The 24,979-nt window shown below is 60.9% G+C and carries 20 protein-coding genes; 7 read left to right on the plus strand and 13 right to left on the minus strand.

Annotated features, from left to right (window positions below; translation table 11 throughout):
* The first annotated feature begins 500 nt into the window (after positions 1 to 500).
* Entirely contained in the window at positions 501 to 791 is a 291-nt protein-coding gene (locus DOD19_RS18305; RefSeq protein WP_112187040.1) for an H-NS histone family protein, read from the plus strand.
* A gap of 435 nt (positions 792 to 1,226) precedes the next feature.
* On the opposite strand, the gene DOD19_RS18310 is transcribed toward DOD19_RS18305, so the two are convergent.
* The 8 genes from DOD19_RS18310 to DOD19_RS18345 all read right to left on the minus strand — a co-directional run bounded on the left by DOD19_RS18310 (position 1,227) and on the right by DOD19_RS18345 (position 11,748).
* Positions 1,227 to 2,780, minus strand: coding sequence for a methyl-accepting chemotaxis protein (locus DOD19_RS18310; protein WP_112187042.1), 1,554 nt, complete (start codon positions 2,778 to 2,780; stop codon positions 1,227 to 1,229).
* Between the two features lie 148 nt (positions 2,781 to 2,928).
* On the minus strand, positions 2,929 to 4,140 hold the full coding sequence (locus DOD19_RS18315; RefSeq protein WP_112187044.1) for a porin: 1,212 nt from the start codon (positions 4,138 to 4,140) through the stop codon (positions 2,929 to 2,931).
* Positions 4,141 to 4,289: 149 nt separating this feature from the next.
* A complete protein-coding gene (locus DOD19_RS18320; protein WP_112187046.1) occupies positions 4,290 to 6,233 on the minus strand; it encodes a CocE/NonD family hydrolase in 1,944 nt (647 codons plus the stop codon).
* The gene (locus tag DOD19_RS18325; RefSeq protein WP_112187048.1) at positions 6,230 to 7,810 is read right to left on the minus strand and encodes an ABC transporter substrate-binding protein; all 1,581 of its coding nucleotides are present in this window, start codon (positions 7,808 to 7,810) and stop codon (positions 6,230 to 6,232) included. Before DOD19_RS18325 ends, DOD19_RS18320 begins: the two co-directional genes overlap by 4 nt.
* A complete protein-coding gene (locus DOD19_RS18330; RefSeq protein ID WP_112187050.1) occupies positions 7,807 to 8,847 on the minus strand; it encodes an ABC transporter ATP-binding protein in 1,041 nt (346 codons plus the stop codon). Before DOD19_RS18330 ends, DOD19_RS18325 begins: the two co-directional genes overlap by 4 nt.
* Entirely contained in the window at positions 8,844 to 9,845 is a 1,002-nt protein-coding gene (locus DOD19_RS18335; RefSeq protein ID WP_112187052.1) for an ABC transporter ATP-binding protein, read from the minus strand. Before DOD19_RS18335 ends, DOD19_RS18330 begins: the two co-directional genes overlap by 4 nt.
* An 8-nt stretch (positions 9,846 to 9,853) precedes the next feature.
* Positions 9,854 to 10,693 (minus strand): ABC transporter permease, encoded by an 840-nt coding sequence (locus tag DOD19_RS18340; RefSeq protein WP_112187239.1) that lies wholly within the window; start codon positions 10,691 to 10,693, stop codon positions 9,854 to 9,856.
* An 83-nt stretch (positions 10,694 to 10,776) separates the two neighbouring features.
* Positions 10,777 to 11,748 carry an ABC transporter permease gene (locus tag DOD19_RS18345; RefSeq protein ID WP_112187054.1) on the minus strand — a complete coding sequence of 324 codons (972 nt, stop codon included), beginning with the start codon at positions 11,746 to 11,748 and terminating at the stop codon, positions 10,777 to 10,779.
* A 148-nt stretch (positions 11,749 to 11,896) separates the two neighbouring features.
* On the opposite strand from DOD19_RS18345, the gene DOD19_RS18350 reads away from it, so the two are divergent.
* The 5 genes from DOD19_RS18350 (at position 11,897) to DOD19_RS18370 (ending at position 18,888) form a co-directional block, all read left to right on the plus strand.
* Positions 11,897 to 12,844 (plus strand): LysR family transcriptional regulator, encoded by a 948-nt coding sequence (locus tag DOD19_RS18350; RefSeq protein WP_112187056.1) that lies wholly within the window; start codon positions 11,897 to 11,899, stop codon positions 12,842 to 12,844.
* Positions 12,845 to 14,065: 1,221 nt separating this feature from the next.
* Positions 14,066 to 16,126, plus strand: coding sequence for a PepSY domain-containing protein (locus DOD19_RS28265; protein ID WP_112187058.1), 2,061 nt, complete (start codon positions 14,066 to 14,068; stop codon positions 16,124 to 16,126).
* Between the two features lie 68 nt (positions 16,127 to 16,194).
* Positions 16,195 to 16,989, plus strand: a complete 795-nt coding sequence (locus tag DOD19_RS18360) for a hypothetical protein (protein ID WP_112187060.1) — start codon at positions 16,195 to 16,197, stop codon at positions 16,987 to 16,989.
* A 30-nt stretch (positions 16,990 to 17,019) separates the two neighbouring features.
* A complete protein-coding gene (locus tag DOD19_RS18365; RefSeq protein WP_112187063.1) occupies positions 17,020 to 18,063 on the plus strand; it encodes an ABC transporter substrate-binding protein in 1,044 nt (347 codons plus the stop codon).
* A gap of 39 nt (positions 18,064 to 18,102) precedes the next feature.
* Positions 18,103 to 18,888, plus strand: coding sequence for a hypothetical protein (locus DOD19_RS18370; protein ID WP_112187065.1), 786 nt, complete (start codon positions 18,103 to 18,105; stop codon positions 18,886 to 18,888).
* On the opposite strand, the gene DOD19_RS18375 is transcribed toward DOD19_RS18370, so the two are convergent.
* Genes DOD19_RS18375 through DOD19_RS18385 form a run of 3 tightly spaced genes read right to left on the minus strand, consistent with a single transcriptional unit; the run spans position 18,881 to position 21,713 of the window.
* A complete protein-coding gene (locus tag DOD19_RS18375; protein ID WP_112187067.1) occupies positions 18,881 to 20,272 on the minus strand; it encodes a HAMP domain-containing sensor histidine kinase in 1,392 nt (463 codons plus the stop codon). The genes DOD19_RS18370 and DOD19_RS18375 overlap by 8 nt on opposite strands.
* A complete protein-coding gene (locus DOD19_RS18380) occupies positions 20,248 to 20,913 on the minus strand; it encodes a response regulator transcription factor (protein WP_112187069.1) in 666 nt (221 codons plus the stop codon). The genes DOD19_RS18375 and DOD19_RS18380 overlap by 25 nt, the downstream gene beginning before the upstream one ends.
* A 26-nt stretch (positions 20,914 to 20,939) precedes the next feature.
* Positions 20,940 to 21,713 carry a hypothetical protein gene (locus DOD19_RS18385; protein WP_112187072.1) on the minus strand — a complete coding sequence of 258 codons (774 nt, stop codon included), beginning with the start codon at positions 21,711 to 21,713 and terminating at the stop codon, positions 20,940 to 20,942.
* Between the two features lie 262 nt (positions 21,714 to 21,975).
* On the opposite strand from DOD19_RS18385, the gene DOD19_RS18390 reads away from it, so the two are divergent.
* Positions 21,976 to 22,638 (plus strand): response regulator transcription factor, encoded by a 663-nt coding sequence (locus DOD19_RS18390; RefSeq protein WP_112187074.1) that lies wholly within the window; start codon positions 21,976 to 21,978, stop codon positions 22,636 to 22,638.
* A gap of 40 nt (positions 22,639 to 22,678) precedes the next feature.
* Here the strand turns inward: DOD19_RS18390 and DOD19_RS18395 are convergent, their stop codons facing one another.
* Both DOD19_RS18395 and DOD19_RS18400 read right to left on the minus strand, forming a co-directional pair.
* Positions 22,679 to 23,752, minus strand: a complete 1,074-nt coding sequence (locus DOD19_RS18395; RefSeq protein ID WP_112187076.1) for a substrate-binding domain-containing protein — start codon at positions 23,750 to 23,752, stop codon at positions 22,679 to 22,681.
* 86 nt (positions 23,753 to 23,838) lie between these two features.
* On the minus strand, positions 23,839 to 24,894 hold the full coding sequence (locus tag DOD19_RS18400; protein ID WP_112187078.1) for a substrate-binding domain-containing protein: 1,056 nt from the start codon (positions 24,892 to 24,894) through the stop codon (positions 23,839 to 23,841).
* Positions 24,895 to 24,979 lie beyond the last annotated feature (85 nt).

A 24,979-nucleotide genomic window follows, 5' to 3' on the forward strand; every position in this document is an offset into this window, starting at 1 on the left:
TGCTGCGCCACCGGTAAGAATTTCAGGAACATCGGTGTGGGTGTTCGGCAAGCCTCGCACTGCAGTACTCCGGTGGGTCCGGGCGGGTGGCGCCGAGTTCAGGATTCGGATGCAGCGAGGGGAGTCTTTTGTCGTTCTCGGTCTGGAGCAAGTCGCCGCTCTATTCGCTGGGGCACCTTCGCAACAAGTCGCGGGCAAGCTACTTGCACGGCTGCCATTACTTCCAGTGTCGATGTTTAGGCCAGCCAGAAGGGAGGTTCGCATCCGATGCGTTCCTCGCGTCCCGAAGTGAACAGCAGGTGGAGCGGCTGGAATGGAAAACTCAGCTTCTGGACGGTACTAATTCCGCTGTAGGGTCACTCGCGCCGAAGATAAGTCAAAGTTAGCGGAAATTTTCTGCCGAGGAATGGGATGGCATAGTAGTCCGCGCTCAGCATCTTCTTGGCTTCAGGATGCATTCCGCTATGATTCGATTTCAAAAACCCTCATGAGGATCGGTCATGGCGACATACAAAGAGTTGTTGGCTCAGAAGGCAAAGTTGGAAGAGCAGCTCGAGAGCGCGCGTGTCAAGGAGCTCCAGACCGTGATTGAACAAGTCCGTCAGGTCGTGGCTGAGTATGGACTGACCGCAGAGGATCTCGGTCTTGCATCTCGACGTGGTCGGGTTGCAGCGAAGAAGGCAACCGTTGCACCGAAGTATCGCGATCCGAAGACGGGCGCTACTTGGTCGGGACGCGGTCGCGCTCCAGCATGGATCGGCAAGAATCGGGATAAGTTCTTGATTGCCTGACCTCGCGACTAGCAACTTGTCAACGAAGTGGCCGAACAGTGTGGGTTGGTGCTGAGATGCATTGACCTACCCCTCGGATATAGCCTGACCCCTGAAAGGGGCACGATCATTGATAGCGCGCGCCAACCACGCAACCGTGAGAGGATCGCTTTGATCCAAGCCACCTTTCATAGTCTCGTGATGGCGTGCAAATCAGATTAGTGACATGTGATGCCTTTTTGCACCGGCACGCCCCTGCATACACTGGACACTGGCATGCTGAGTGGATCGTTCTAGGTCGAGAATTGGAGTGGGGCTACGTTCAATGTGGCAAGCAGCCTTTGAAGCTGCATTATCATGAGGGTACGACCACGAGAGTTACTTCGTCTCTATCTGCTTGATGCCGTGTCGTTGATAAATGCGACACGGCAGCGAGCATGGACCAATATTGAACACTTAAGGTGCTTGTCTCACACGGAGCTTGGCCAACAGTTGATGCTGTACTTCGGCCTGCTCATGCAGCGCCCCGGCCGCCGCTGCGGCTTCCTCGCCCAGCGCGGCATTACGTTGTGTGACTTCATCCAACCGGCTGATCGCGCGATGGATCGCTTCAACGGCGCGTGTCTGCTCCGCCCATGCCGTCGACATCGCGGCATTCTTCTTTGCGACATGGGTCATCGCTTCGGAAATGCCCCGCATGACGCGTCCGACGACATCCATGTGCTTTGCACCCAACTGCGCGGTGGCAGACGAGTAGTGGGTCAACTTGCGGATGTCCTTGGCTGCTTCCGACGCGCGCTGCGCGAGGCTGCGGACTTCGCCAGCGACGACAGCAAAGCCTCGCCCGGCCCCGCCAGCCCTGGCGGCTTCAATCGCCGCGTTCAAGGCAAGGATATTGGTCTGGAATGCAATGTCGTCGATGAGCGTTGTGATATCCGATATTTTTCCCGCGCAGTCGATGATTTCCTGCACGGTGACGAGCATCTGCGCTGTGGCGGTGTCTCCCTCGACAACGGCTTTTGCCGCGCCGCCAGCCAGGTTGACCGCTTCCTTTGCGTGGCCGGCGTTCTGACGGTTCAACGCGGCCAGCGCTTCCATCGTGCTGGCGGTTTCTTCGAGGGATGCAGCCTGTTCCTCTGTCCGCACAGAAAGGTCGCTATTACCTTTGGCAATCTGCGCCGCAGCCGAAATGATCGAATCGCTCGATGCATGTATGCCGCGTGCAACGCTGGCGAGCTGAGCGTCCATTTGCGCCAGGGCCTGCAGTAGCTCGCCAAACTCGTCGTCTGTGGTGGCGACGATGTCGTTCTCAAGGTAGCCGTCGGCAATGCGACGAGCCACCGCAATGGAGGCATCGAGCGGCCGGGAAATCGCACGAACCAGAGAGATGCCGATCAGCAAGGCGGTCAGAAGCGCAAGCGCGACGCCGACGGCGCACACCCACATCATGCTTCGAGAGGTGTTGGCACCCGCTTCCGCTGTCTGCCGCACATGCTCGGTCTTGATCGTCGCGATGCGATCTACGCCTGAGTAAATCACTTGACTAGCACCTGCAAGTGCATCGAGCAGTTGGCGGGAGCGCTCGATATCCCCTTTCTCGAGCGCCTCACTTGCCTTGACGGACAGGGGGATGAATTCGCTGATTGCAGCGTCAACGCGGCGAGCGATGTCACGTTCCTCCGGCGATTCGGCCTGTGTTGGGAAGTAACGCTGCCATGCTCCCGTTAGCGCTTTTCCGGTCTCGGCCAATCGCGAAATCATCGCTGTCTTCTCGCTGGCATTCGGCAGCCCCGGCATGCGCATGAGCCCCAGACGGATGCGGAGTGCGGAGCTTTCGACCATGGCCAGATCGGCGATGGGTGCCGTGTCTTCCACGTACATGTTGCGCATGTCGCTGCTCAGGACCCACATCCCCCGTGCCCCAATCAAACCGACGATCACGATCAGGATTGCGCACGACCCAAGTGCGATGACGATTCTGGAGCGGATGTTTCGAGAAGCCATTTTCATGGAAGCGCTGACAAGGCGTTCGCGGGGATTGGATGCGGGCTGCGCAGCCCGATCGGAATGCTTGTTCTTGGGGAAACCTCTCGCTGCGAGGTTACAGACCGACGTGCTGATGGGCGGCGCAATGCATCGCCTGGCCGCCCGCTTGGGGTTAGAACGTGTGGCGAATCCCCGCCGTTACCGCGGTCTGCGTTGCATTGCGACCCGGTGCGCCGCCGATGATGCCGGGGCTGTACATGTTCGACGCGCGAAGGTTGGCAACATACGCATACAGGTCGGTGCGTTTGGACAGGAAGTAGTCAACGCCGGCGTTGAACTGGGTGAGTCTGCCCTGTGCCCCTGCGCCCACGAAGGCGTACCGCGATTGCAGCACTGCGCCAATCAACTCCAGGTTCGGCAGCACCCAGTAGTTCACCCCAAGGTCGAAGACGTTCGTGGCGTTGTTGTTGGAGCCTGCGGCGGCGAATGCACCGGAGCTGGCCGCACTCGTCAACGTGGTCGCAAATGGCGCGGATGTGCCGGCAAAGCGCGCCAGCGGCTGCAGGGTGCGAGACCACGAGAAGTAGACGCGTGTCTTGTCGAAGCGGTAGCTCGTACCGACCATCCACGTGCGGACACAAACGTTGCCTGCATTGCCGAATGTTGGATTGCAGCCTGCTGCTGACGCGGCCCCTGCGTCGCTCGACGTGTTCGTCGCGGCTGTACCCGTTCCCAGCCCCGATTGCCAGTAGCCGAAACCCAGGCCGAATCCGCCAGCGGTGTAGTTCGCCCCAAAACCAAACGACTGCCCGGCCGCCATGGACCCTGCGGTCTCACCGAACGCGTAGGTCACGTTGGCCGTGAATCCGCCCCAGTTGGGCGTGTCGTAACGCACCGAATTGTTCGAGCGATTGCCGCCGACGCGGTCGAGGTTGTTGTCATGCACGCCATTGATGAACGTGCCGAAGTTGTAGACGCTCGCATACCACGTGGCGATTTCGTCAATGTAGTCTTTGCGGCGGCCCAGTTGGACAGTGCCGAAGTTGCCGGAGAGCCCAACGACCGACGTGCGTCCGAGCGGCAGTCCACCCTGGGCGGAGGCGCCGTTGTCCAGCGTGATACCGCCCTCCAGAATGAACATGGCCTTCATGCCGCCGCCCAGGTCCTCCGTGCCGCGCATGCCCCAGCGGGACTGCTGCAGGTTGCCGCTGTCCACACCGATGCGGGCGCCTGTGCCGTTTGTGCCGGCGACCTTGCTGGCATAGGTCACACCGCTGTCCAGCAAGCCGTACAGCGTGACGCTGGATTGTGCGCGGGCGCCTGTGGTGCAAAGGCCAAGTCCGCTGGCCACTAGAAGTGCCGTCCGAATGGTTCGATAGTGCATGGTGATTGCTCCCCTTTTTGTGTCGTACATCCCATTGAAAAATCGGTTGATCGCAAGCGACCTGTCAGCGTGAAGACAAAGCGTCTCCCTGGGTGCTTCGCCTAGCGAAGCGCCCCATAAATCGGCAAAACGGAAATGTGAAAGGCGCGCTAGTTCGTCGCGGCTTGTGTTGTGGGGGGCGGTCTCAAGCTGACGAGCGACGCGTTTGGAACAATCGGCAATACGACGTGCGACGCAAAGTCTGCCCCCACATGCACCGTATTGAGCGCGATACGTGGCGCACGCGCTAGCGCAGGCGGTTCGCCGCTATTCGGGTTGACGTCAAAATGCGGGAAGTTGCTGCTCGAGATGTCGAGCCGGATACGGTGTCCGCGCTTGAACAGATTGGCCGTCGCAAATGGCTCGATCGTGATTGAGAAAACGCGGTGCCGTTCCAGCATTTCCGGTTCGGACCACGACCGGTGGAAGCGGCAGCGGAAGATGCCGTCGGTGATGTTCATCGCATAGCCCTGCGGATAGTCGTCATTGAGCGGGCAAACATCGATCAGCTTGGCGGTGAAGTCTGTATCCGGCGCATCGGAGGCGACCCAGAGCTTCACCTCGATCGGCCCGATGACGGCAACGTCTTCTTCTAGGACCGGGGTCTGGAATACCAGCACGTCGGGCCGTGCGGCCAGCGGTATGCCGGTGTCGTCTGCACCAAAAAACCGTGCTGTCTCCCGTTGATCGAACGCGCCGCCCTCAAATACCGGCGCACCCGATGTGAGTGCGCCACCGATGGTCGGCACTGGGTTCGACGGGTCGAAGGCGTATGCAATGGCGGCGCCGGTTTCTGCGGGTCGCTCGGTCGAGAGCGTGCCGTCTGCGTGGCAGTAGTACGGCGTGCGCTGCGTTTGCGGCAATGGCCACTGAGGCGATTCGATCCAGCGGCCGCCGTGTTGCATGCGTCCCTGGGCGTTGCGCCTGCCACTACCCCCACCCATAAGAAAGATGCGCGCCACCGGGGCCGCCACGTCCACCGTGGTGGCTGGCGACTGCGGCTTCAACCACCGATCGAACCAGCGCGCACGGAAGGCGAGCCAATCGCTGTCGATCTGTCCTTCGATCACCGCCGAGGGGCCGAAGTCCACGTCGCCGCTGAAAGGCGTGTTGCGATCTCCGTGCAGCCACGGCCCCATGATCAGGTACGCCGGCGCCGCAGGCGTGTCGGACAGCGCGGCGAAGTTGTCCAGCGTGCTGCGGACATAGGCGTCGTACCAGCTCGACATCATCACGGTCGGCACGCGCGTCATCGTGTCGTAATAGCCTTGCGCGTAGATACCTGACTGCTTCCAGTAGTCGTCGAAGGCGTCCTTCGTCCATTGCTCGAACAGATAGGCTTCGTACTCCGGTACGGCCGCGAGTGGCGAATGCCCCGGACGCCACGGCATGCGGCCAAACCATTCGCGCAGGTCCTGCGCATCGAGTGCGGAAGCCACGACGGGGTTGCGCAATGCGGGCCCGCTCGTATGTGCACGATTGAACGCCCAAGTGGCTTGCTTCAACTCGAACGCGCCGCCCTGGCGGATACCGCAGTGATAGCCATTCGAGAAGCCGCCGGAATCTATCACCATGCAGGCGAGTCCCGGCGGGTTCAGGCAGGCAGCGGCCAACTGGGTGTGCGCCGCGTATGAGAGCCCCATGGTGCCGATCTTGCCGTTCGACCACGGTTGCTGTGTCATCCAGGCCATCGCGTCGAAGCCGTCTTCCCCTTCGGAGATGTACTTGGTGAAGACGCCTTCGGAGTCGTAGCGGCCCCGGCAGTCTTGCATCACGACCGCGTAACCGCGCGCTGCGAAGTAGCGGGCGATGTCGGCCCGGTTTGCAGGCGGACGGCCGTGATGCACTTCGGAACGCGAGACTTCCCGTTTGCCATAGGGCGTACGTTCGAGAATGATGGGCAGCGGAGCATCGGTGCCGATGTGGTAACCGTCCGGCAGGTACACGTCGGTCGCAAGGCGCACACCGTCGCGCATCGCCACCATCACGTTGCCGAGTGTCGGAGTGGCTTCCCACGCTGCTGTGCAGGCGCCGGAAATGGAGGGTTCTTTCATGGTCGTTGGAGTTCGGTGAAGAGCAGGGAGGTCCGTTCCATCTTGTTCGGTCGAAACTCCACGCCGTTGCGGGTAGCCCAGTAGTTGATGGGGAAGTAGAGCGGCACGATGGCGACGTCCTGGAAGCCCGCATAGGCGGCTTCCCGCAGCAGCCGGTCGCGCTGTTGGGCGTCGAAGCTCTGCGCGGCCTGCGCAAGGAGTCTGTCGACCACCGGGTTCGAGTAGCGCGTGCGGTTGAATGCACCTGTACCCAAGTCCCGGTCATAGCTCGCGATGACATTGGTTAGGCCGTTGGCCGAGTCGCTCGTGCTGTTGCCGAAACTGAAGACGAATGCGCTGTAGCTGCGTTTGGCCGCGGCGCCCGCATAGACGTTGTAGGGTTGCGTCACGACGTTCCTGATCGTGATGCCGCCACGCGCAAGCATTGAGCCGAGCGCCTGCCCGAGGTCGCTGTCGCCGGCAAAGCGGTCATTGGACGAATGCAACGTCAACCCGAATCCGCCGGGGTAGCCTGCCTGAGCGAGCAGCTTGCGTGCACCCGCCGGATCGTAGCGTTGCGGCTGCAGTCGCGGGTCGTAACCGCCGATGCCTTCGGGCACGATCTGACCGGCGGGCATGCCGGCACCAGGCAGCAGATGTTGTGTGATGGCCGCGCGGTCAATCATCATCGAGATGGCCAGCCGCACGCGCCGGTCGCGCAACGGGTTCGATGCAATCGGGCCACCATGTGCGTCGGTCACGAAGGGGGATGTCTCCCGTGACGAATCGAGCGCGAGATAGATCAGCCGTGCCGATGCCGATGATACGAGTGTCACGCCAGGCGCGCGGCGCAGCCGGTCCAGCGTAATGGGCGGCACGTTGTCGATCAGGTCCACTGCGCCTGAGAGCAGCAGCGATAGCCGCGATGCATCGTTCGAGACATAGCGGATCGTGCATGTGTCGAACTGCGGTCGAGCGCCCCAGTAGAAGTCGTTGCGGATCAGTTCCACGCGATCGCCGGGAATCCAGCGTTTCAAACGGTAGGGCCCCGTGCCGATGGCTACGGCAGGCAAGCCGTAGTCGCTGCTCGAATGCCCGGTTGCCGCACGTTGCGACACGATGTAGACCATGCCGACCTGCTCGACGAGTGCCGGCGAGGGTGTGATCGTGTGGATGCGCACGGTGAGCGGCGTGGGTGTCTCGATGCGAGTGATGTTGGCCACGGCGCCGCTGAATGGCGCGGGGCTGTTCGGCACATTGCGGGCACGCTGCAGCGAGAAGGCGACGTCTGCCGAGGTGAACGGAGAGCCATCCTGAAACCGGACGCCTGGGCGCAGTGCGAATTCCCACGTCATGGGGTCGAGCGCACGCCACGACACCGCCAAGCCGGGGTGAATCTGCAGGTTGCCGTCTTGAGAAACCAGCCGTTCGAAGATGTTCTCTGCTGACTGGATATTGTTGGCCGTGCGCGAGAACAGCGGGTCCATTGACGTTGGCTCGGACGTGACCGCCATGGTGAGGGCGCGGGCCTGGGCCGCATTGCCGCCGAGCGCAGTCAAACACGCCCATGTGCACAGCAGGAAAGCGATTCGCTTCATTGGGCCTCCGGCATCAAGTGGCACGCCGTCTGGTGGGCTGTGCCGGTGGCGCGCAACACCGGGCGTTCGACTCGGCAGCGTGGCATGGCATGCGGGCAACGCGGATGGAAGTGACATCCCTCCGGCGGCGAAAGCGGCGAAGGTATCTCGCCCTTGATCGATTCAAAGCGCCGCTTGCGGTTCGACAGGCGTGGCACCTGCTCCAGCAGCGCGATGGTGTACGGATGCTGCGGGTTCGCAAACAGCGTTTCCGTTGGTGCCGTCTCGACGATGCGGCCGAGGTACATGACGGCGACGCGATCGCTGATGTGTTCAACTACCCCAAGATCGTGGCTGATGAACAGATAGGTCAGCCCCAGGTCCCTGCGCAGTTGCATGAACAGATTGATGATTTGCGCCTGAATTGAAACATCGAGGGCGGCGATCGACTCGTCGCAGATCAGGAAATCGGGCTTGACAGCGAGCGCCCGGCCAATGCCGATGCGCTGCCGCTGACCACCGGAGAACTGGTGTGGAAAGCGCTGACGAAAGTCCGGATTGAGGCCGACGCGCTGCATCACTTCCACGACGTAGTCGTCGAGATGCCGGCGTGCAACGATGCCGTGCACGAGCGGCGCTTCGCCAATGATGTCGCGCACGCGCTTGCGCGGGTTCAGCGACGACAGTGGGTCCTGGAACACCATCTGTGTCGCAAGTCGGTGACGCGTTGGCTGGTTTGTCGGCGGTGTCGAATCGGCTTCATACGTCTGAATCCGTCCGTCGGACGGCTGCACGATGCCGGCCAGCATGCGGCCGAGCGTCGATTTTCCACAGCCAGACTCACCCACCAGGCCGACGACTTCGCCACGGTGGATGGTCAGGCTCACCTGATCCACGGCATACACGGTTTGTTCCGAGACGTTTGCGCCCAGCCAACCGGCAATCCTCTCGGCGTAATTGAGGCGCCGGACGAATCGGCGTGAAACATGTTCGACGGCGATTAGCGGCGCCGCCTGGGGGGCGTCCACGAAGAGGGCGTCCATGCGGGGCGCGTTCATGCTTGGGCTCCTGCGCGCGGGTTATGCGGATGAACGGTGCGCGGATGGAAGCAGCGGAACGCGTGGGTCTCGCTGCCTTGCACAGTGGGTTCCTGGGTCAGGCAGATGTCGGTGGCATGCCGGCACCGGGGCGCGAAGGCGCAGCCTGCGGGCAGTTTTAGCGCGGACGGTGCGATGCCGGGAATCTGATGCAATGGCTCGCCGCGCCGTACGTTTTCCGGCACCGAACCGAGCAGCCCGATCGTATAGGGGTGGCGCGCGCGCGTGAGGATTGTGTCGCTGTCGCCTGTCTCGACCACGCGGCCTGCGTACATCACGCAGATGCGGTCAGCCAGTCCCGCCACGACGGCCAGATCGTGGCTCACCCATACCATAGCGGTATTGGAGCGCGCGCGGAGTTTCTGCATCTCAGCCAGGATCTGCGCCTGGATCGTTACGTCGAGCGCCGTGGTGGGTTCGTCGGCGATGATCAGCTCCGGCTCATGCAGCATGGCAATGGCAATCGCCACGCGCTGCCGCATGCCCCCCGACAACTGATGTGGGTAGACCGACAGCCGCTCATCAGGCGAGGGGATGCCCACCGCCGTGAGCGCATGGCGGGCGCGTTCGCGCGCCGCTGCCCGTGACACGTTGGCGTGTGCACGTACCGCTTCGATCATCTGGGTGTCGATACGCAGTACCGGATTCAGGGTCATCATCGGATCCTGGAAGATCATGGCGATCCGGTTGCCCCGGAGTTGACGTAGAGCCTCGGGGGTGAGCTGGGTCAGGTCGGTGCCCTTGAACAGCATGCGCCCGCCGACGATGCGGCCCGGCGCGTCGATCAGGCCCAGGATCGAGAACCCGGTAATCGATTTGCCGGAACCGGATTCGCCGACCAGGCCGACGATCTCGCCGGGGCGGACGTCGAAGCTGACGTCGTCGACCGCTTTGGCGACACCGGCATCGGTAAAGAAGTGCGTTCGCAGATGCTGCACGGACAGGGTTGGCGTAAGCATGGCGTGTCCTACTTCTGCAGACGGGGGTTGAGCGCTTCGCGCACGCTGTCACCGACGATGTTCATGCTGAACACCAGCGACAGCAGTAGAAGCCCAGGAAAGACGCTAATCCAGTAGTAACCCGCGATGAGTTGCTGATAGCCGTTTGCAATCAGCAGCCCCAACGAAGGTTGTGTGGCCGGCAAGCCAATGCCAAGGAAGCTGAGCGTCGCTTCGGCGGAGATGGCCGCCGCGACCTGCACCAGCCCGATGACGATGACCGGCGGCAGGCAGTTCGGCAGCAGTTGGCTGAAGAGTGCGCGCCGGTGGCTGAAGCCCAGGCACAGCGCGGCCTCCATGTATTCCTTGCGGCGTTCGACGCTGGCCACGGCACGCACCGTCCGCGCGAAGTAGGCCCATTGCACGACCACGAGCGCCAGGACAACCTTGTCGACGCCCTGTCCGAGAATGGCGAGCATCATCAGCGCGACGAGAATGGTGGGAAAGCCCAGCGTGACGTCGACTGCGCGCATGATGAGCGAGTCGATATGGCCGCCGAAGTATGCGGCGATCAGCCCCAGCGTCGTGCCCAGCGCCATCGCGAACAGCCCGCTTGTCAGGCCAACGCCCAGGCTTGTGCGCATGCCGTACATCATGGCGGCGAGCATGTCGCGTCCCAGGGCGTCGCTGCCGAGCAGGTACAGATGGCCGGTGGCGCCGCGCATGCCGGGGGCTAGCCGGCCGTCGACGATGTTCAGCGCCGCCAGGTCATAGGGATTCTGTTGCGCAAGCCAGGGAGCGAAGACCGCGACGGCAACGAGCGCGAGGCAGATGAGCGTCGCCACGGCGACCATTGGCCGCCCGAACATGCTGCGCAGCACGATGCCCGACGTACTGTTGCCCTCGGGCCACCAGGATGGCGTGGCCGATCGGACAAACGGGAAGGTGGCTTTCATGCGGCCTCCAGGCGAACGCGCGGATCCAGCACCGAATAGATGATGTCGACCAGGAGGTTGAGCACGGTAAACATCGTGACGACGATCAGCAGGTATGCAACCACGACCGGCCGGTCGAGTTTCATGATGCTGTCGATGATCAGCTTGCCGACGCCTGGCCAGGCAAAGATCGACTCGGTCACCGTGGCGAAGGCGATCAACGAGCCGAACTCCATGCCGACCACGGTCACGATCGGGATCATGATGTTCTTGAGCACATGCACGAAGATCACGCGGCGCTCTCGCAGCCCCTTGGCGCGGGCGAACTTCACGTAGTCGAGCGGCAGCGTTTCGCGCACGCCGGCGCGGGTCAGCCGCGTCACTAGCGACATCTTGAACAGCGAGAGATTTAGCGCGGGCAGAAGCAGGTGGGTGACGCCGTCCCATGTCGCCAGGCTGGTGTGGATGCCAAGTACCGTGCCGAGTTCTCCGCGGCCCGCTGAGGGCAGCCAGCCTAGCGTGACGGAGAAGATCAGCACCAGCATCGTGCCTTGCCAGAAATTTGGCAGGCTGAAGCCAAGGATGGATCCGGTCATTACGGTGCGGTCCAGCGCTGAGTTCGCTTTGAGCCCGGCCAGCAGGCCGAGCGGCACGCCAACCAGCAGCGATAGTACGAGGGCGATGAGCGCTAGTTCCAGCGTGGCGGGCAGCCGTTCGAGAATCAATTGGATCGACGGCTGGTTGAATACGAACGAGTGCCCAAGATCGCCATGCAGCGCGTGGCCGATGAAGTGGACGTACTGCTGCCACATCGGCAGGTCGAGCCCGAGCGAGTGGGTTGCCTGGGCAATTTCGGCGGGGCTGGCGTCTGCCGGCACGAGGATCTGAATCGGATCTCCGATGGCAAACACCCCAAAGAACACCAGCACCGATGTGAACAGCAGCACGCCAATGCTCTGCACGAGCCGCCGTATGATGAATGCGATCATTGCCTCTCTGACCTCAACTGATGAGAATGTCGACCCGCACCGACGGGCGCCTCTGATGCCCCGACTGCCGGACGTGCGTAATCATTGGGCTGATAAAAGCAACCTGCAACCTTATGCAGATCTGAGATAGCGTTATGCGAGGATTGCCATGAACCTGAAGCAACTGGAAGCTTTTGTAGCCATTGCCACCCTGAGTACAACCACCGCAGCGGCGCAGCGCTTGGGCATCTCTCAATCGGCAGTCAGCCGCCTGCTGGCTCAGTTGGAGGCGCATCTGGGGCTGAATCTTTTCGTGCGCGAGCAAGGGCGCTTGACGCCAACGCGCGAAGGCACCGCGCTGGTGCAGGAGGCGGAGACGATCGTCCAGGCGGCTAAATGCCTGGAGCGCCATGCGCGGCAATTGCGGCTTGGGGGTATGCGGCGCAAGCTGGTGCGCATCATGGTGCCGAATACGATCGCACAGCATCTGCTGCCCACGGTGATCGAACGGTTCTACGCCAAGCACGATGATGCGGTGCTGGAGGTGTTCTCGGGCACGTACGATCAGTCGGAGCGCGCACTGCTGAGCCGCGAGGTCGACCTGGCTCTAGTGCGCTTGCCGATGGGATTGCCCGGCTTCCGGGTGCGCCACGAATTCGAGGGCGAGTCCGTCTGCGTCATGGCGAAGAATCATCCGTTGGCCACCTTGGAGTCGGTCAGCACGCGCGATCTCGACGGCGTGCCGCTGGTGCTGCTGTGGGGCCGTAGCCAGCTACGTCACGAGGTGGATATGGTGTTCCGGCGCGCCCATATCACGCCCCAGATCGTGGCGGAGGTGCATTCGATCGGCGTGGCATGCTCGATGGCCTCGCGCGGGATTGGGGTGACGATCGTCAACCGGCTGCTCGCCAACTGTTGCGATACCGAGTCGTTTACGATGCGGCCGTTCCAACCGGTCATTCGTTTCCGCTCTGGCATCGCCTCTTTGGACGCCGAACTGCTCAGTCCGACCTGCACCGCCTTGGCAGAGGAATTGGCGCAAGCATTGCAACAGCCGCTTTCGCAAAAGGTGGGCGGGGCATCCGCCGGTGGGGAAGCCGTGCTCGCTTCCCAATAGGTCGAGCGAGAACATGGATGTCGCCGATCTGTAGCACGAGAATCCGGTCATGACCACCATTGATGTGGCAGTGTGGGGCCGATGACCGGCTTGTAGGGTTTTACCCCTAAGCGAAAGGAATGTTTTTGACGACTTGACGAGCAAATCTTAGATTTCCGCTATAGGTTGTCAGGCATTTTGGCAACCCACGGCAACATTGCCGTGCTACACATGGACGGCTATGCAGCCCCCGAACTTGCGTTCAACGCCAGTTCGGGGGCTTTTTGTTTTGGAGAAAAGAAATGCAGATGTGACAGCACCATCCTGCAACCGGTCACGTCAATTCATATCACCGCCTAACGCCCGCTCGATCAAGGCCTTCATGCGGGCCAGAGTCGCGGCGTTGATGGCCTCGGCCGTCATGGGGTCATTCTCTACTTATCACCGGTCCTGTTTCTTAATGTACGGTCACCGCCTCTATGTAACCGTTGTTCGATCGAAGTGAAGGCCTCGCATTTTTCCCGGACTGTTGCTAGGAGCTTAGATGCCGCCACTGAATCCGCGCCAGAATCTATCGTCGGTGCGGCGCCGTCAGCGCTGTCGCGTCTTCTGGGGTGGGGCGAGGGTCACGGTTGAGACGTGCTAATCCCTTCGCTCTGGTGAACCGTCTGACATGGCCGCCAATGCGGACACAGTAGCAAGGTCGGGGGCTTCCAGTGGAGGTCGTCGCGGGTAAAGATGTCGCCGGACAGCTGGGTTTTCACATGCCGGTCGATGGCAGAGGCAAACTCGAGCAAGGAGCCTATGACTGGCGCGCCAGCGAGCGTGGTCGGTTTGGCAGTGCCATCGGTCAGAAGTGCCCCGCCCCGGGGGCGGGGAGCTTTGATGCCCTGGCCATCGCTCCGCTTAGGCCGAGCGATCTTTCTGCACCACGAAAGTGATCTCTAGCAAGGTTTAGATTTACGGCTCGATGCGTTCCGCCGGACGTCGCTTCTGTCTGGAAGCGCATTAGGTCCATCGGTTTAGCGATTTGGCCAAGCCCGTCGTATCGGGTTGCCGCCGAGGCAAGGACTCGCTCTACGTGGCGATAAGATGCTACGGAATCTGCAAACCTAGGGCTTGCGCAGCACGAGACACGTGCGGACGCCCAAGGACTTACCCTGCCTTTCAGCCAGGATTCAGCTTCCGTTCAGGTTTGCCTTCAAACAATAGCGGCATGACAGGTCGTTGTTGAGCCGCCGCATGAAACCCTCTTTCCGCTCTCTGCTTCTGCAAGTGCATCGCTACTCCGGTTTAACAATCGGGTTCGTGATCCTTCTGATCGCGGTGACGGGCGTGTCGATTGTGTACCGCCCCGAGCTAGAGCCCATGCTGAGTCGCGATCTGCTGACGGTGCCGACCTGCACGGACCGCGTGCCGCTGGACACGCTGGTGGCCAATGCGGGAACATCACGCCCATCCGCAACGCTCGACTACATCAGGCTGATTGCCGGTAGGCCCGAAGCACCTCGCATGCCTTCCGCGATGGTTCGCTTCACCGACCAACATTTTGTCTACCTGAATCCGTGTACCGGTGCGGTATTGGGCGATCGCGCGCGCTATGGTGGCCTGCTTGGCACCATCGAGCAGATTCATCGCTTTCGATTCATGAAGAATGGCAGCCTTATTACTGGCACGAGCGCGCTCCTGTTCTGCTTGTTACTCATTGGCGGCGGCCTCGTACTCTGGTGGCCGCGCACGCGCAGCGGCTGGCGGCATGCATTCACGCTTCGGTCCGGCGCTGGGCGCACCGTGTCTTCGTTTCACCTGCATCGGGTTGCGGGTGTGTGTGCAAGTACGATTCTGCTGTCAATGGTGCTGAGCGGTCTGCCACAGGCGTTCGATTGGTACGCACACGGTGTGTATGCGATCGTTGGGTCGCCTGCACCCGCAAAACCTCCGAGATCGACTGTGACCACGAGCGGCGCTACGCGCTTGCCGCTCGAAAGCTTCTGGCGTACCGCACAGAGGCTCTCGCCACAACCGCAGGACGCCCTGCTGCATATTCCGCAGAAGGCTAGCGCTCCGGTGGACATGTACCTGATCGCTCGAGATGCTCCCCATCCGAATGCGCGCACGATGCTGTTCTTGGACGCGTACACAGGGAAAGTGCTGCGGTTTACCCCATACGCGCAGAGCAGTCTTGGGCACAAGCTCTATTTCTGGATGTTGTCATGGCACACCGGTCTGGTCGGTGGCGTGCTCGGGAAACTCCTACTGATGTTTGGTGCGCTGTGTGTTCCGATACTGGCCTACACGGGCACCCACAATTATCTGCGCCGGCTGAGACGGTCGGCATCCAACCAGGGGCGTCTGCTGGTGCGCGTAGCGAGGAAGACGACCGAGACTGAAGGGGTGTGCGCGTTCGAACTGAATCACCCGACGGGCAGGAACCTGCCGCGCTTCTCAGCCGGTGCGCACATCGACGTGCACCTCAATGAAAGTTTGGTGCGCCAGTATTCTCTGTGCAACAACCCGTGGGAGAGGCACCGTTACCTGATCGCTGTGCTGCGCACTGACCCATCGCGCGGTGGGTCGATGGCCATGCACGATCGCATAAAGGAGGGCGACCTGCTCGAGATCGGAATGCCGGTCAACCGCTTTGCGCTCAATGAATCGGCGCCCCGATCATTGCTGTTCGCGGGCGGTATCGGCATTACGCCGATTCTCAGCATGGCGGAACGCCTCGCGCAACGTGGTGCCGACTTTGAAATGCACTACTGCGCGCGTTCACGATCGCGTGCCGCGTTCCTTCAGCGCCTTTCGCAGGCATCTTTCGCTCAGCGCGTGACATGCTATTTCAGCGACGGACCTGTGGATCAGCGTATCGACATCGAATGCGTGCTCGATAGTCAACCGGCGGGAACGCACCTCTATGTGTGCGGCCCAAGCGGATTCATCCATGCAGTGCTGTCTGCAGCGCGTCGACGCGGGTGGCCTGAGCAGCGACTGCACTGCGAGCGCTTTGCGTCGGACACGGACCAACTGGCGGAAGCCCGCGCATTCAACGTCCAGCTAGCGAGCACCGGCGAGATCTACCGGATTCCGCAAGACAGGACAGTGACCGCGCTCCTGGCCGAACACGGCGTCAAGATTCCGACATCGTGCGAGAGCGGCATCTGCGGTACCTGCGTGACACGCGTGCTTGCCGGTGACGTTGAACATCGCGATTGCGTGTTGACGGATGTGCAGCGAGAGCGCAACGAACATTTCACGCCGTGCTGCTCTCGTGCGAAGAGCGACCTCCTGATTTTGGACATTTAATTGAACGGCTGACTCCGGATCGGTGCGCCGTTTGAATCCTCCCCTGACGCAATCTTGACGAGACGCCTATGCCCTCCCATACGCTCCGAACATTTGGCCGCCTGTTCGCCATGGCTGTCGCGCTAACGACATCACTTTATGCAGGTATTACCAGCGCTGCCGAGCCGCCCGACACCGGGCCGGTTTCGCTGGTCATTACGTACCAGGCGACGCCCGCGAATCGATCCGCATTGCGTCACGAGATGGAGCAGTCGACAGCACACGAGTTGGAACGATTGAGGCGCGAACGGCGGATCAGTCAGTACAACGTGCTATTCAACCGCTACGCCGATTCGGAAAACTGGGATGCCATGGTGCTGCTTACGTTTGCGACGCCGGATGACCTGTATCGCTGGCGCGAGGTTGAACGCACGCATCCCGCAGCCCTTTCCGAGAAGGCAGTGGCATTGACGACCTCGATCCAGACGACGGTCGTCGACACAAAGCGAATGCGGGCACTGGACACGAAGTTGCCCCATGCTGTGTACGTGGTCATTCCATACAAGACCCTGGTTTCTCCCGATGAATACGAGAAATATGCAGACGGCTATGTCATTCCACAGTTCCAGGGCTGGATGGAAGAGGGTGTGCTGAGGGGATACTCGCTCTACACGAGTCGATTTCCGGCCGGTCGACCATGGAACGCGATGGTCGTGCTGCAGTACAAGGACGAAACGGCGTTGAGTGCGCGTGAGGCTGTTGTCACCAAGGTCCGAGAGCGCCTGAAGAGCAACGCGGAATGGAAAGCCATCAGCGACAGCAAGAAGAGCGTACGCACCGAGCAGCAAGTGGTGGTGGCTGATCGCATCGGGACGCATCAATAGGCAACTGACCTGACCCATACGGAGCATCAAATGAAAGCGCTCGCCTTTGCCCTGGTGTCCACTGGTCTGCTTACGGGCCTAGCGGCTGCCCACGTGGGAGCCGAAACCATTGCCGCTGAGTCCGGCGCGCCGGCGGCGTCGCAGCGGATTGTTCTGCTTGTTGACGAGATCAAGGCCATCCGCAATTTTCCTGTGGTTCTGGCAGAGCGGCTCGGGTATCTGAACGACGGGAAGACCACCGTGACTGTCATGAACATCCGTGACGACGTATCGACCGCCGAGATGCTGAAGGACGGTCGTGTCGACGCTGTGATGGCCTACTACCACCACAACGTGGTCAATCAGTCGCGCGGCATCGAGACAGAGGCGGTTGTCACTCTGGGAGTCACACCGGGCGCGAAAGTGCTGGTGGCGAATCAGGCGAAAGACAAGTATCGGACCCTGGCCGACCTCAGGGGCGCACGCTTCATCGCAGGCGGGGCAGGTTCGTCGAAGAGCACGCTGGCGAATGCCTTGATACTGGCGGGCGGACACGGCGTTGGTGACTACACACGGCTCGGAACGGACGGGAAAGAAAAGAATATTGAGGCGCTGCGAGATGGAAGGGCAGAGTTCGTTGTCGCACCGACCCCTGACGGCGACGTCTATGAGTCGAAAGGTGTGGCGACTGTATTCGCGGACCTGACGACGGTTGACGGCACGCGTCGGAGTTTTGGTGCGCTGTTCCCTTCGAGTACGGTCTACATGTCGAGCGCGCGTGTGCAGGCGCACCCGGAAATCGCTCGGCATCTGGCTGACGCGTTTGTTCGTACGCTGCGCTACATCAACACTCATACGCCGGAACAGATCTTGGCAGTCATTCCGTCGGAGATCAGTGGCAAGGATAGGGTGGCCTATCTGAACGTGTTGAAGCAGGAGATTCCGATGTTTGCCAACGATGGGCGCATGCCGGAAGACGGTGCCGAGAAGGAGTGGCGAATCCTGGCGGCCGCCAATCCGGGCTACGGGTCGGTGAAGATCGATCGGACCTATACCAACGTGTTCGTCGACGAAGCGTTGAAAGCATTGCGTTGACGATTGATGCACCCTGCAAAGAAAGCGAGAGCGTGGTCAATGCCGCTGTCACGCGTTGTGTGTACTGTTGGGTTTTCTGTTGCGCTGGGGTTGGCCGCTGTGCCGGCGTACGCCGTGCTTCCCGACGAGATCCAGGTGTATACCGGCGATATCAATGCGCCGAGCGAAATTGGCCTGGAGATGCATTTGAATACCACCCCCAGCGGCATTGGTGAGCCTGCTTACCCTGGCGAGGTCACAACCCCGCACGGTTGGCGCGCCACCGCAGAGTTCTCCTATGGATTGACGCCGTCGCTCGAACTCGGGGTGTATCTCCCGACCGCGCTCACGCGGGACAACACGTACTACGTCACCGGCCCCAAGCTGCGCGTGAAATGGATGCCCGTGCGCCTGGAAAACGGCGTTGGCCGGTTTGCTGGGCTCAATGTGGAGCTGGCCCATGTGGCCTCCCGATTCGAGCAATCTCAGCAGGCGGTGGAACTGCGTCCGATCTATGGGTATCAGAACGAGCAGTGGCTATGGGCGGTCAACCCGGTACTAGATTGGAATCTGAGCGGACCGGATCGCAGCGGCTTACCTGAGGTGGCGCCAGCGCTCAAGATTGCCCGTACGGTGGCGACCGGCGTGCGTGCCGGGTTGGAGTACTACGCGGGGCTGGGCCGCGTCAATCACGTTGCCCCGTTGCATGAGCAGCAGCACACTGTCTTTCTGGCATTCGACGTGGATCGCAAACCGTTTGTCTTCAACGTCGGCGTCGGCCGAGGCTTGACCCGAGCGACTGACCGATGGTCGATCAAATGGATTCTCGAAATTCCATTCATCTGATCGAAGCAGCATCGGATGTCGTGCGGTTGAAATCCTTGGTCGGAATGAAGACAAGAATCTTCAAACCAGACTGGTTCACTTGGTCAGAGAACGACAGCTGGACCTCTGCACCAATGCGATCCGTTACCGCTTTGACGATGGCGAGTCCCAGACCGGAGCCAATCTGGTTGCTGCCCAACGTGCGATAGAAAGGCGAGAAGACCAGTTCGCGCTCGCTCAACGGAATGCCTGGCCCCGTGTCCTCTACACAGAGTGCGACACGCCGATCCTCTAGATTGACCGAGAGGTTGACTTGCCCACCCGGCGGAGTAAATCGGATGGCGTTGTCCACCAGATTTCTGACCATCGCGATCATGTCCACCTCGCTCGCCCAAACCTGAGCATCCTGGACGCTTTCGACACCAATATCGATCTGCTTGGCTTCGGCAAGCGGCATGAGGTCTTCCAGAACTCGGCGATAGATGGATTGAACGGAGACGGGAGTGTTTAAAGGCTCCACGGACGATTGCGCTTTGGCCATGCTCAGCAACTGCCCCAGCAAATTCCGGCTTCGCTCGATGCCTTGGCGCAAAGTCCGCAACCGTTCGCATGCGATAGCAGACATCTCCGCTTCCGCAAGTCGCTCGGCTTGTAGTGACAAGGCCGTCAATGGTGATCGCAGTTCGTGCGCGGCGTCCGCGACGAACCGCCGTTGTGCCTCCATCGACTGCGACACCCGGGCGAGCATGCGGTTGATTGCGACCACAAACGGACGCACTTCTGTCGGCAGATGTTCTTCGTCTACGGGGTGGAGATCCCGTTCGCCGCGCCGGTCAATCTCGCTCGATAGCCCCGCAATAGGTCGGAACATCTGGCGCACTAGGTTAGCGACAACCAGCAGCAGGAGAGGTACCAGGACAAGGAAGGGCGTCACGGTGCGAAATGCACTGCCCCGTGCGATTTCATTTCGGAAGCCGATTTCCTGCGCCACTGCGATTCGCTCGCTGCGGGACGTGGTTTTCACCAAAACGCGAAACATTTCTCCGCCAGCGTTCAGCGTTTGAAGGCCTTCCGGCAGGGATGTGGCCAACGGGAGGGCGCCGCCTTCATCCACGGCGATCGATGCCTGATTGCCGTCGCCCAGTCGTTGGACGATGACGCGTGACTCCTCATCGACGCCCGCGGCAATCTTTTCGTTGCTAAGGAAGTCCGGCGAGAGCCGTTGGTGATCCATCAGAGCAGCAACTTGACGCAGCATATCGTCTTGGAGTTCGTGCGCCTCGTCCAGCGCGGACCAAAACGAGAAGCCCCCTGCAATGAGCGCGACGACGAGGATTGCGAGAGCGAGCGCAAAGGAGAGTTTGAGCTGAACCGATTCGTTCAGCTGCCTTTGGAGACCATCCATCCCACCCCCCTCACGTTCTTAATGACTTCTCTCCCCAGCTTGCGCCGTAGCGTGTGGATGAGAAACTCGATTGCATTGCTTTCGACTTCTTCTCCCCAGCCGTAAATGCGATCCTCTAGTTCGCTACGGGAGAGAATAGCTCCCGGCCGTAAGAGCAACGCTTGCAAGAGTGCAAACTCGCGATTGGAAAGCTGTACCGGAGAGTCTCCGCTGGCCACGGCTTCTCGCGTGCTGGGGTCGAGCGACAATGTGCCATTGCTGAGGACGGGGCTCGCATTGCCGCTCTTGCGGCGCTGCACGGCTCGCATTCTGGCAAGGAGTTCCGCCATCTCGAACGGTTTCAGCACATAGTCATCCGCTCCACCGTCCAGACCGCGCAGTCGATCGTCAAGGCCGTCGCGGGCCGTGACGACGAGCAAAGGAATGGGGTTGCCGCCGCTACGAATGGCCGCGAGCACCTGCAGCCCGTCCTTGCCCGGCAGGCCGAGATCAAGCAACACTAGGTCGTAGTGTTGATAGCTCAGCGTTGTGAGCGCAGTGTGCCCGTCTTTGACCCAATCGACGGCGTATGAAGCGTCTTTCAATGCTTCCTGAACCGCTTCGCCGATCATAAGGTCGTCTTCCACCAGCAGTACTCGCATCGGTTCTCCGTACGATGACGCATTCTTTAATGCGCTGTGCTGGCAGCCCTCTGTCGAAGCAGCAAAACCGCGACAAGGATGAATCCGACGAGCGCAGCCGAAGCCGAGTAGCGGCTGAGTGCAAGGCCGCCGGAGCTCAGCGGTTTATCGAGGAAGTCACCCACCACGGCGCCCAACGGGCGGGTCAGGATAAACGCGGCCCAGAACAGCAAGGTACGCGATACGCTCGTCCGGTAGTAGGCCACCACGATCAATGCCAGCAGTGCCCCGAATACGATGGCGGCGCCCGTGTACCCCAGGCCTGCGGAGTCGGCGGTCCAGTCGCCCAGCGCTGTTCCCAACGTCTGCGAGAACATGATCGTCACCCAGTAGAACGCCTCTGCCTTCGGCGTGCTGACGGTGCTGACCGAGATGGAGCCTAGGGTGCGATGCCAGAGCATGAGTGAACCCAGCAGCAGAACCAGCAGTAGGGTCGAACCGCCGGCGTATCCGATGCCGAGCGACCGGTCCGCAAAATCGGCTAGCGTGGTGCCGACCGTGGTGGTGGCGATGATGGTGGTCCAGTAGATGAAAGGGTGGAACGCCTTGGCCTTGATCTGCGCGATAACCAACGCCAGGAAGATCACCGCAAAGATGCCCGTGCTGAGCAGGTAGCCCAAGTTCATGGACATCGAGACGGCATCGCCACCGGTTTCTCCAAGGGTCGTTGCTGCGATCTTGATGATCCAAAACCCAAGCGTGACCTCGGGTACCTTGGCCAGGGCGGCATTTGTTTGATTGAGGGGTCTGCTGAGGGGCATCGTTCTGGTCTCCGCAAGTTCAGATGGGTGATGGTGTGATTGATTCCAGTTGGCAAGCTTGCGCTGCCAGACTTAGCACTTTCATAGGCAGGTTCCGTGCTTTATGCATGCACAACCCTTAAAAAAACCGCGTGCAAATCGTTCTCTAAGTACCAGACCGGATTGCAATTGCCCGCCAAGCAATCATCATCCTGAAGAGTGGCATTGCGTACGCTTGTGCGGCGTGTGAATCGCTAGGATGGTCTTGTGTCAGGGGTGTTGTATGAAGGCATTGATTGTTGAGGATCAAGATCGCTTGGGCCGATTCCTCCAGCAAGGACTGACGGAGTGCTCGTACACCGTCACGTTGGCCCGCACGTGCGCCGCTGCGACCGATGCCATCGTGGAGTCCTCTTACGACGTGGTGATTCTCGATCTGGGGTTGCCAGATGGCGATGGTCTCGATCTGCTTCGCACCTGGCGCAAGGGTGGCTTCCAGGAGCCGGTGTTGATTTTGAGCGCACGTGATGGCGTACAAGATCGCGTGAAGGGTCTGGACATCGGCGCTGACGATTACCTCGCAAAGCCGTTCAGCCTTGAAGAGTTGCTGGCGCGCGTACGTTCGTTGGTCCGTCGCCATTCCGCCGTGAAACAAGTGGTGCTTGAACATGGTGGCATCTGCCTGGATCTGCTCAGTCATACCGTCACACTCAACGGCAAGGCGGTCGACCTGACGAGCCGGGAGTATGCGCTGCTCGAAGTGTTCATGCAGAACCAGGGGCGCATCCTGCCGCGCACGTTGATCTCGGAGAAGATCTGGTCAGCACACTACGATGTGGATACGAATCTGCTTGACGTCTACATGAGCCGACTGCGCGCCAAGCTGGAGGTGCCGGGCAAGCCGCTCTTCAAGACTGTGCGCGGTGTCGGGTACCAGCTCCTCTGATACACGGCTGTAGTATCGGCTACGGCGCCGATGAATTGATTCAGTCTTGCACCGACAGCCGCTGCAGTTCTTCGGCACACTCGCGGGCATTCAACGGCAGGTATCCGAGCCCTTCATGTTCGATCGCCTGCTGCCCTTCGTATGACAGCATCAAACGTAGATACTCGCGGGCGACAGGATCGGCCTTCTGTCGCGCGTCAGTGCGTAGGTAGATTAGTAGATAGCGGTCCAAGGGGTAGCGGTTGGCGAGGATGTCTTCTCGCGTGCCGCTTGAGGGTGCATCACCCTTGTGCTCCGAGAGCGGTACTACCCTGACCGCGGCAATGCCCCGGTTGATGGCAGCGAATCCAATCGCCAGCGGGTCTGCGGCAACGCACGCTACGGCATCTCGAGACTGCGGGAACGCGGCGAACTCGTTGGCGAATGGCCGGTCGCCCAGCCGGCGCTGCATGAGCCGCCCTAGCGCTGTCGAAGGCGCGAGCCCGCACAGATGGATGGGTCGCGAAGCCCATTCGCCTTTCAGCCCGAGCTGGCCCCACGTCGCTATACGATTCGGCGACGCTGCGAACATACGGGCCAGTTGCTCCATGGTGAGGTGGGACAGCGGATTCCGTGCGCCGACGAAGATTGCCAACGGCGCAGACAGCGCAGCGGGATCCAACGAGTCGTGTGCAACCCTGAACATGGCCGGTGCCGATCCGGTGTGTTGCACATAGTCCGCCAGCTCTGTCTCGGAGAACTCGGCGCCCATGGGCGCAAGAAGGGAGGTGCCGCGTGCCAGTGCAGCCGGCGCGGTGCGAGTGCCTTTGAGAATCAGCTCGAATCTAAACTCCGGATGAAAGCGCTGGAAGAGCGCATTGATCCTGACGAGCATGCCCTGCATGTCGTTGTATCCGATGATCCGGATGGCACCGTCGGCATTCTGATAGGGGGCGCCGACGGGCGCTTGTAGCAGTGCAGGTTGAAAGTGTGACGGTGCACTGCTTGTCGCCTGCTGCGTTTCGATGCGTTTATCGATGCCGGCGGCCAAGGCTAAGGATGCTGCGGAGATTGTGCCCAGCGCGATGGTGAATCCAACGTGGTGAGCGATCCGTTGGATGGAGATTGCATACATGGGGTTTGTCTTCCATCCTGTACGCCGGCTCGCGGCGCTTCCGTCGTGACAAACGGCTGCGCCGGAGCGACTACGGTTGCGTCTTCTTAATCGAGCTTCTTAAGCTCTTCCTTCACCACTTCTGGCTGCAGCGGAATGAAGACACGTTCGTTGGCCACCGCCTGCTGGCCTTCTTGGCTCAGCACCAGCTTGAGGAACTCCTTGACCTTGGGCTCAAGCGGCTTGCCAGGGGCCTTGTTGACGTAGATGTAGACGTAGCGGCTAAACGGATACTTGTGCGCATAGACGCTCTCCACCGTCGGCGCATAGCAGGTGCCGCCTTGTGTGGAAGAGAGCTTCAGGACCTTCACGTTGGGCGTGACGTTCGCCATCAGCGCGTAGGTCAGGCCGCCCGGGTGCGTGGCCATGTCTTCCGCTGCCACGGTAAAGGCGTGCGTGAAGCCTTTGCCTTTGACGAACTGGATGTTGTCTTTGTATTCGCCACCCTTCATGGCGACTTCCTTGAAGTACTGCTCGATCCCGTTGACCGGCTTCAAGCCATACAAGTGGATCGGGCGGGAAGCCCATTCACCTGTTGCACCGAGGTCGCCCCAGGTGTTGACCTCCTTGTAGCCGAGCTTGCGCGTCTTCGAGTAGATGGCATCGAGTTGAGGCAGGCTCAGGCAGTCGATCGGGTTGTCTTTGTCGACGAGGATGATGCTGGCTGCGGTCTTGCCCAGCGAGCCGACGCTGCCAGTAGCGACTTTGATCTCGAGCGGCTCATAGCCGAACTTGTCGACGAAGGCCTTGCGCTCGGCGGGGAACATCTCACGGCCGACAGGCGCCAGCTGGCCCTTGCCCGAGACCAGGCCCGGCGCCCCTGCGCCGGAAGCGCGCAGATCCATCGTGAGCGACAGGCGCGGGTACTGCTTGCGATAGATCTTGGTCCACTCCATCACCATCTCGTCCATGATGTCGGCGCCGACGATTGCCAGTTCCTCCTCGGGGTGGCTTTCGACCGGGCCCGGATTCCACTTCGGAATCGACGGGTCGGCCTTGAGCGAATGCTCCGGTGCGGCGTACTTCAGTGCATGTGCCGGTACCGCGCTCAGTGCACAGATGGCCACTGCGATACTGACGGCCAGGGTGGCTGTCCTTGTCATGGATGTCTCCTAAGTGAGGGTGTCAGCGCTCGGTTGGGCGTGATCATCTTTACCTTAAGAGACCCACCCGAATGCAGGATGAATG

The organism is Ralstonia sp. GX3-BWBA, from assembly GCF_003290055.1.
GTDB lineage: Bacteria > Pseudomonadota > Gammaproteobacteria > Burkholderiales > Burkholderiaceae > Ralstonia > Ralstonia holmesii.

Excerpts from the sequence above, each read along its gene's own strand:
- DOD19_RS18330 (WP_112187050.1), bottom strand. The coding sequence starts at position 8,847 with ATGAACGCGCCCCGCATGGACGCCCTCTTCGTGGACGCCCCCCAGGCG.
- DOD19_RS18385 (WP_112187072.1), bottom strand. The coding sequence starts at position 21,713 with ATGCCCCTCAGCAGACCCCTCAATCAAACAAATGCCGCCCTGGCCAAG.
- DOD19_RS18305 (WP_112187040.1), top strand. The coding sequence starts at position 501 with ATGGCGACATACAAAGAGTTGTTGGCTCAGAAGGCAAAGTTGGAAGAG.
- DOD19_RS18345 (WP_112187054.1), bottom strand. The coding sequence starts at position 11,748 with ATGATCGCATTCATCATACGGCGGCTCGTGCAGAGCATTGGCGTGCTG.
- DOD19_RS18360 (WP_112187060.1), top strand. The coding sequence starts at position 16,195 with ATGCCCTCCCATACGCTCCGAACATTTGGCCGCCTGTTCGCCATGGCT.
- DOD19_RS18320 (WP_112187046.1), bottom strand. The coding sequence starts at position 6,233 with ATGAAAGAACCCTCCATTTCCGGCGCCTGCACAGCAGCGTGGGAAGCC.
- DOD19_RS18380 (WP_112187069.1), bottom strand. The coding sequence starts at position 20,913 with ATGCGAGTACTGCTGGTGGAAGACGACCTTATGATCGGCGAAGCGGTT.
- DOD19_RS18375 (WP_112187067.1), bottom strand. The coding sequence starts at position 20,272 with ATGGATGGTCTCCAAAGGCAGCTGAACGAATCGGTTCAGCTCAAACTC.
- DOD19_RS28265 (WP_112187058.1), top strand. The coding sequence starts at position 14,066 with ATGAAACCCTCTTTCCGCTCTCTGCTTCTGCAAGTGCATCGCTACTCC.
- DOD19_RS18390 (WP_112187074.1), top strand. The coding sequence starts at position 21,976 with ATGAAGGCATTGATTGTTGAGGATCAAGATCGCTTGGGCCGATTCCTC.
- DOD19_RS18310 (WP_112187042.1), bottom strand. The coding sequence starts at position 2,780 with ATGAAAATGGCTTCTCGAAACATCCGCTCCAGAATCGTCATCGCACTT.
- DOD19_RS18325 (WP_112187048.1), bottom strand. The coding sequence starts at position 7,810 with ATGAAGCGAATCGCTTTCCTGCTGTGCACATGGGCGTGTTTGACTGCG.
- DOD19_RS18315 (WP_112187044.1), bottom strand. The coding sequence starts at position 4,140 with ATGCACTATCGAACCATTCGGACGGCACTTCTAGTGGCCAGCGGACTT.
- DOD19_RS18370 (WP_112187065.1), top strand. The coding sequence starts at position 18,103 with ATGCCGCTGTCACGCGTTGTGTGTACTGTTGGGTTTTCTGTTGCGCTG.
- DOD19_RS18335 (WP_112187052.1), bottom strand. The coding sequence starts at position 9,845 with ATGCTTACGCCAACCCTGTCCGTGCAGCATCTGCGAACGCACTTCTTT.
- DOD19_RS18395 (WP_112187076.1), bottom strand. The coding sequence starts at position 23,752 with ATGTATGCAATCTCCATCCAACGGATCGCTCACCACGTTGGATTCACC.
- DOD19_RS18365 (WP_112187063.1), top strand. The coding sequence starts at position 17,020 with ATGAAAGCGCTCGCCTTTGCCCTGGTGTCCACTGGTCTGCTTACGGGC.
- DOD19_RS18340 (WP_112187239.1), bottom strand. The coding sequence starts at position 10,693 with ATGTTCGGGCGGCCAATGGTCGCCGTGGCGACGCTCATCTGCCTCGCG.
- DOD19_RS18350 (WP_112187056.1), top strand. The coding sequence starts at position 11,897 with ATGAACCTGAAGCAACTGGAAGCTTTTGTAGCCATTGCCACCCTGAGT.
- DOD19_RS18400 (WP_112187078.1), bottom strand. The coding sequence starts at position 24,894 with ATGACAAGGACAGCCACCCTGGCCGTCAGTATCGCAGTGGCCATCTGT.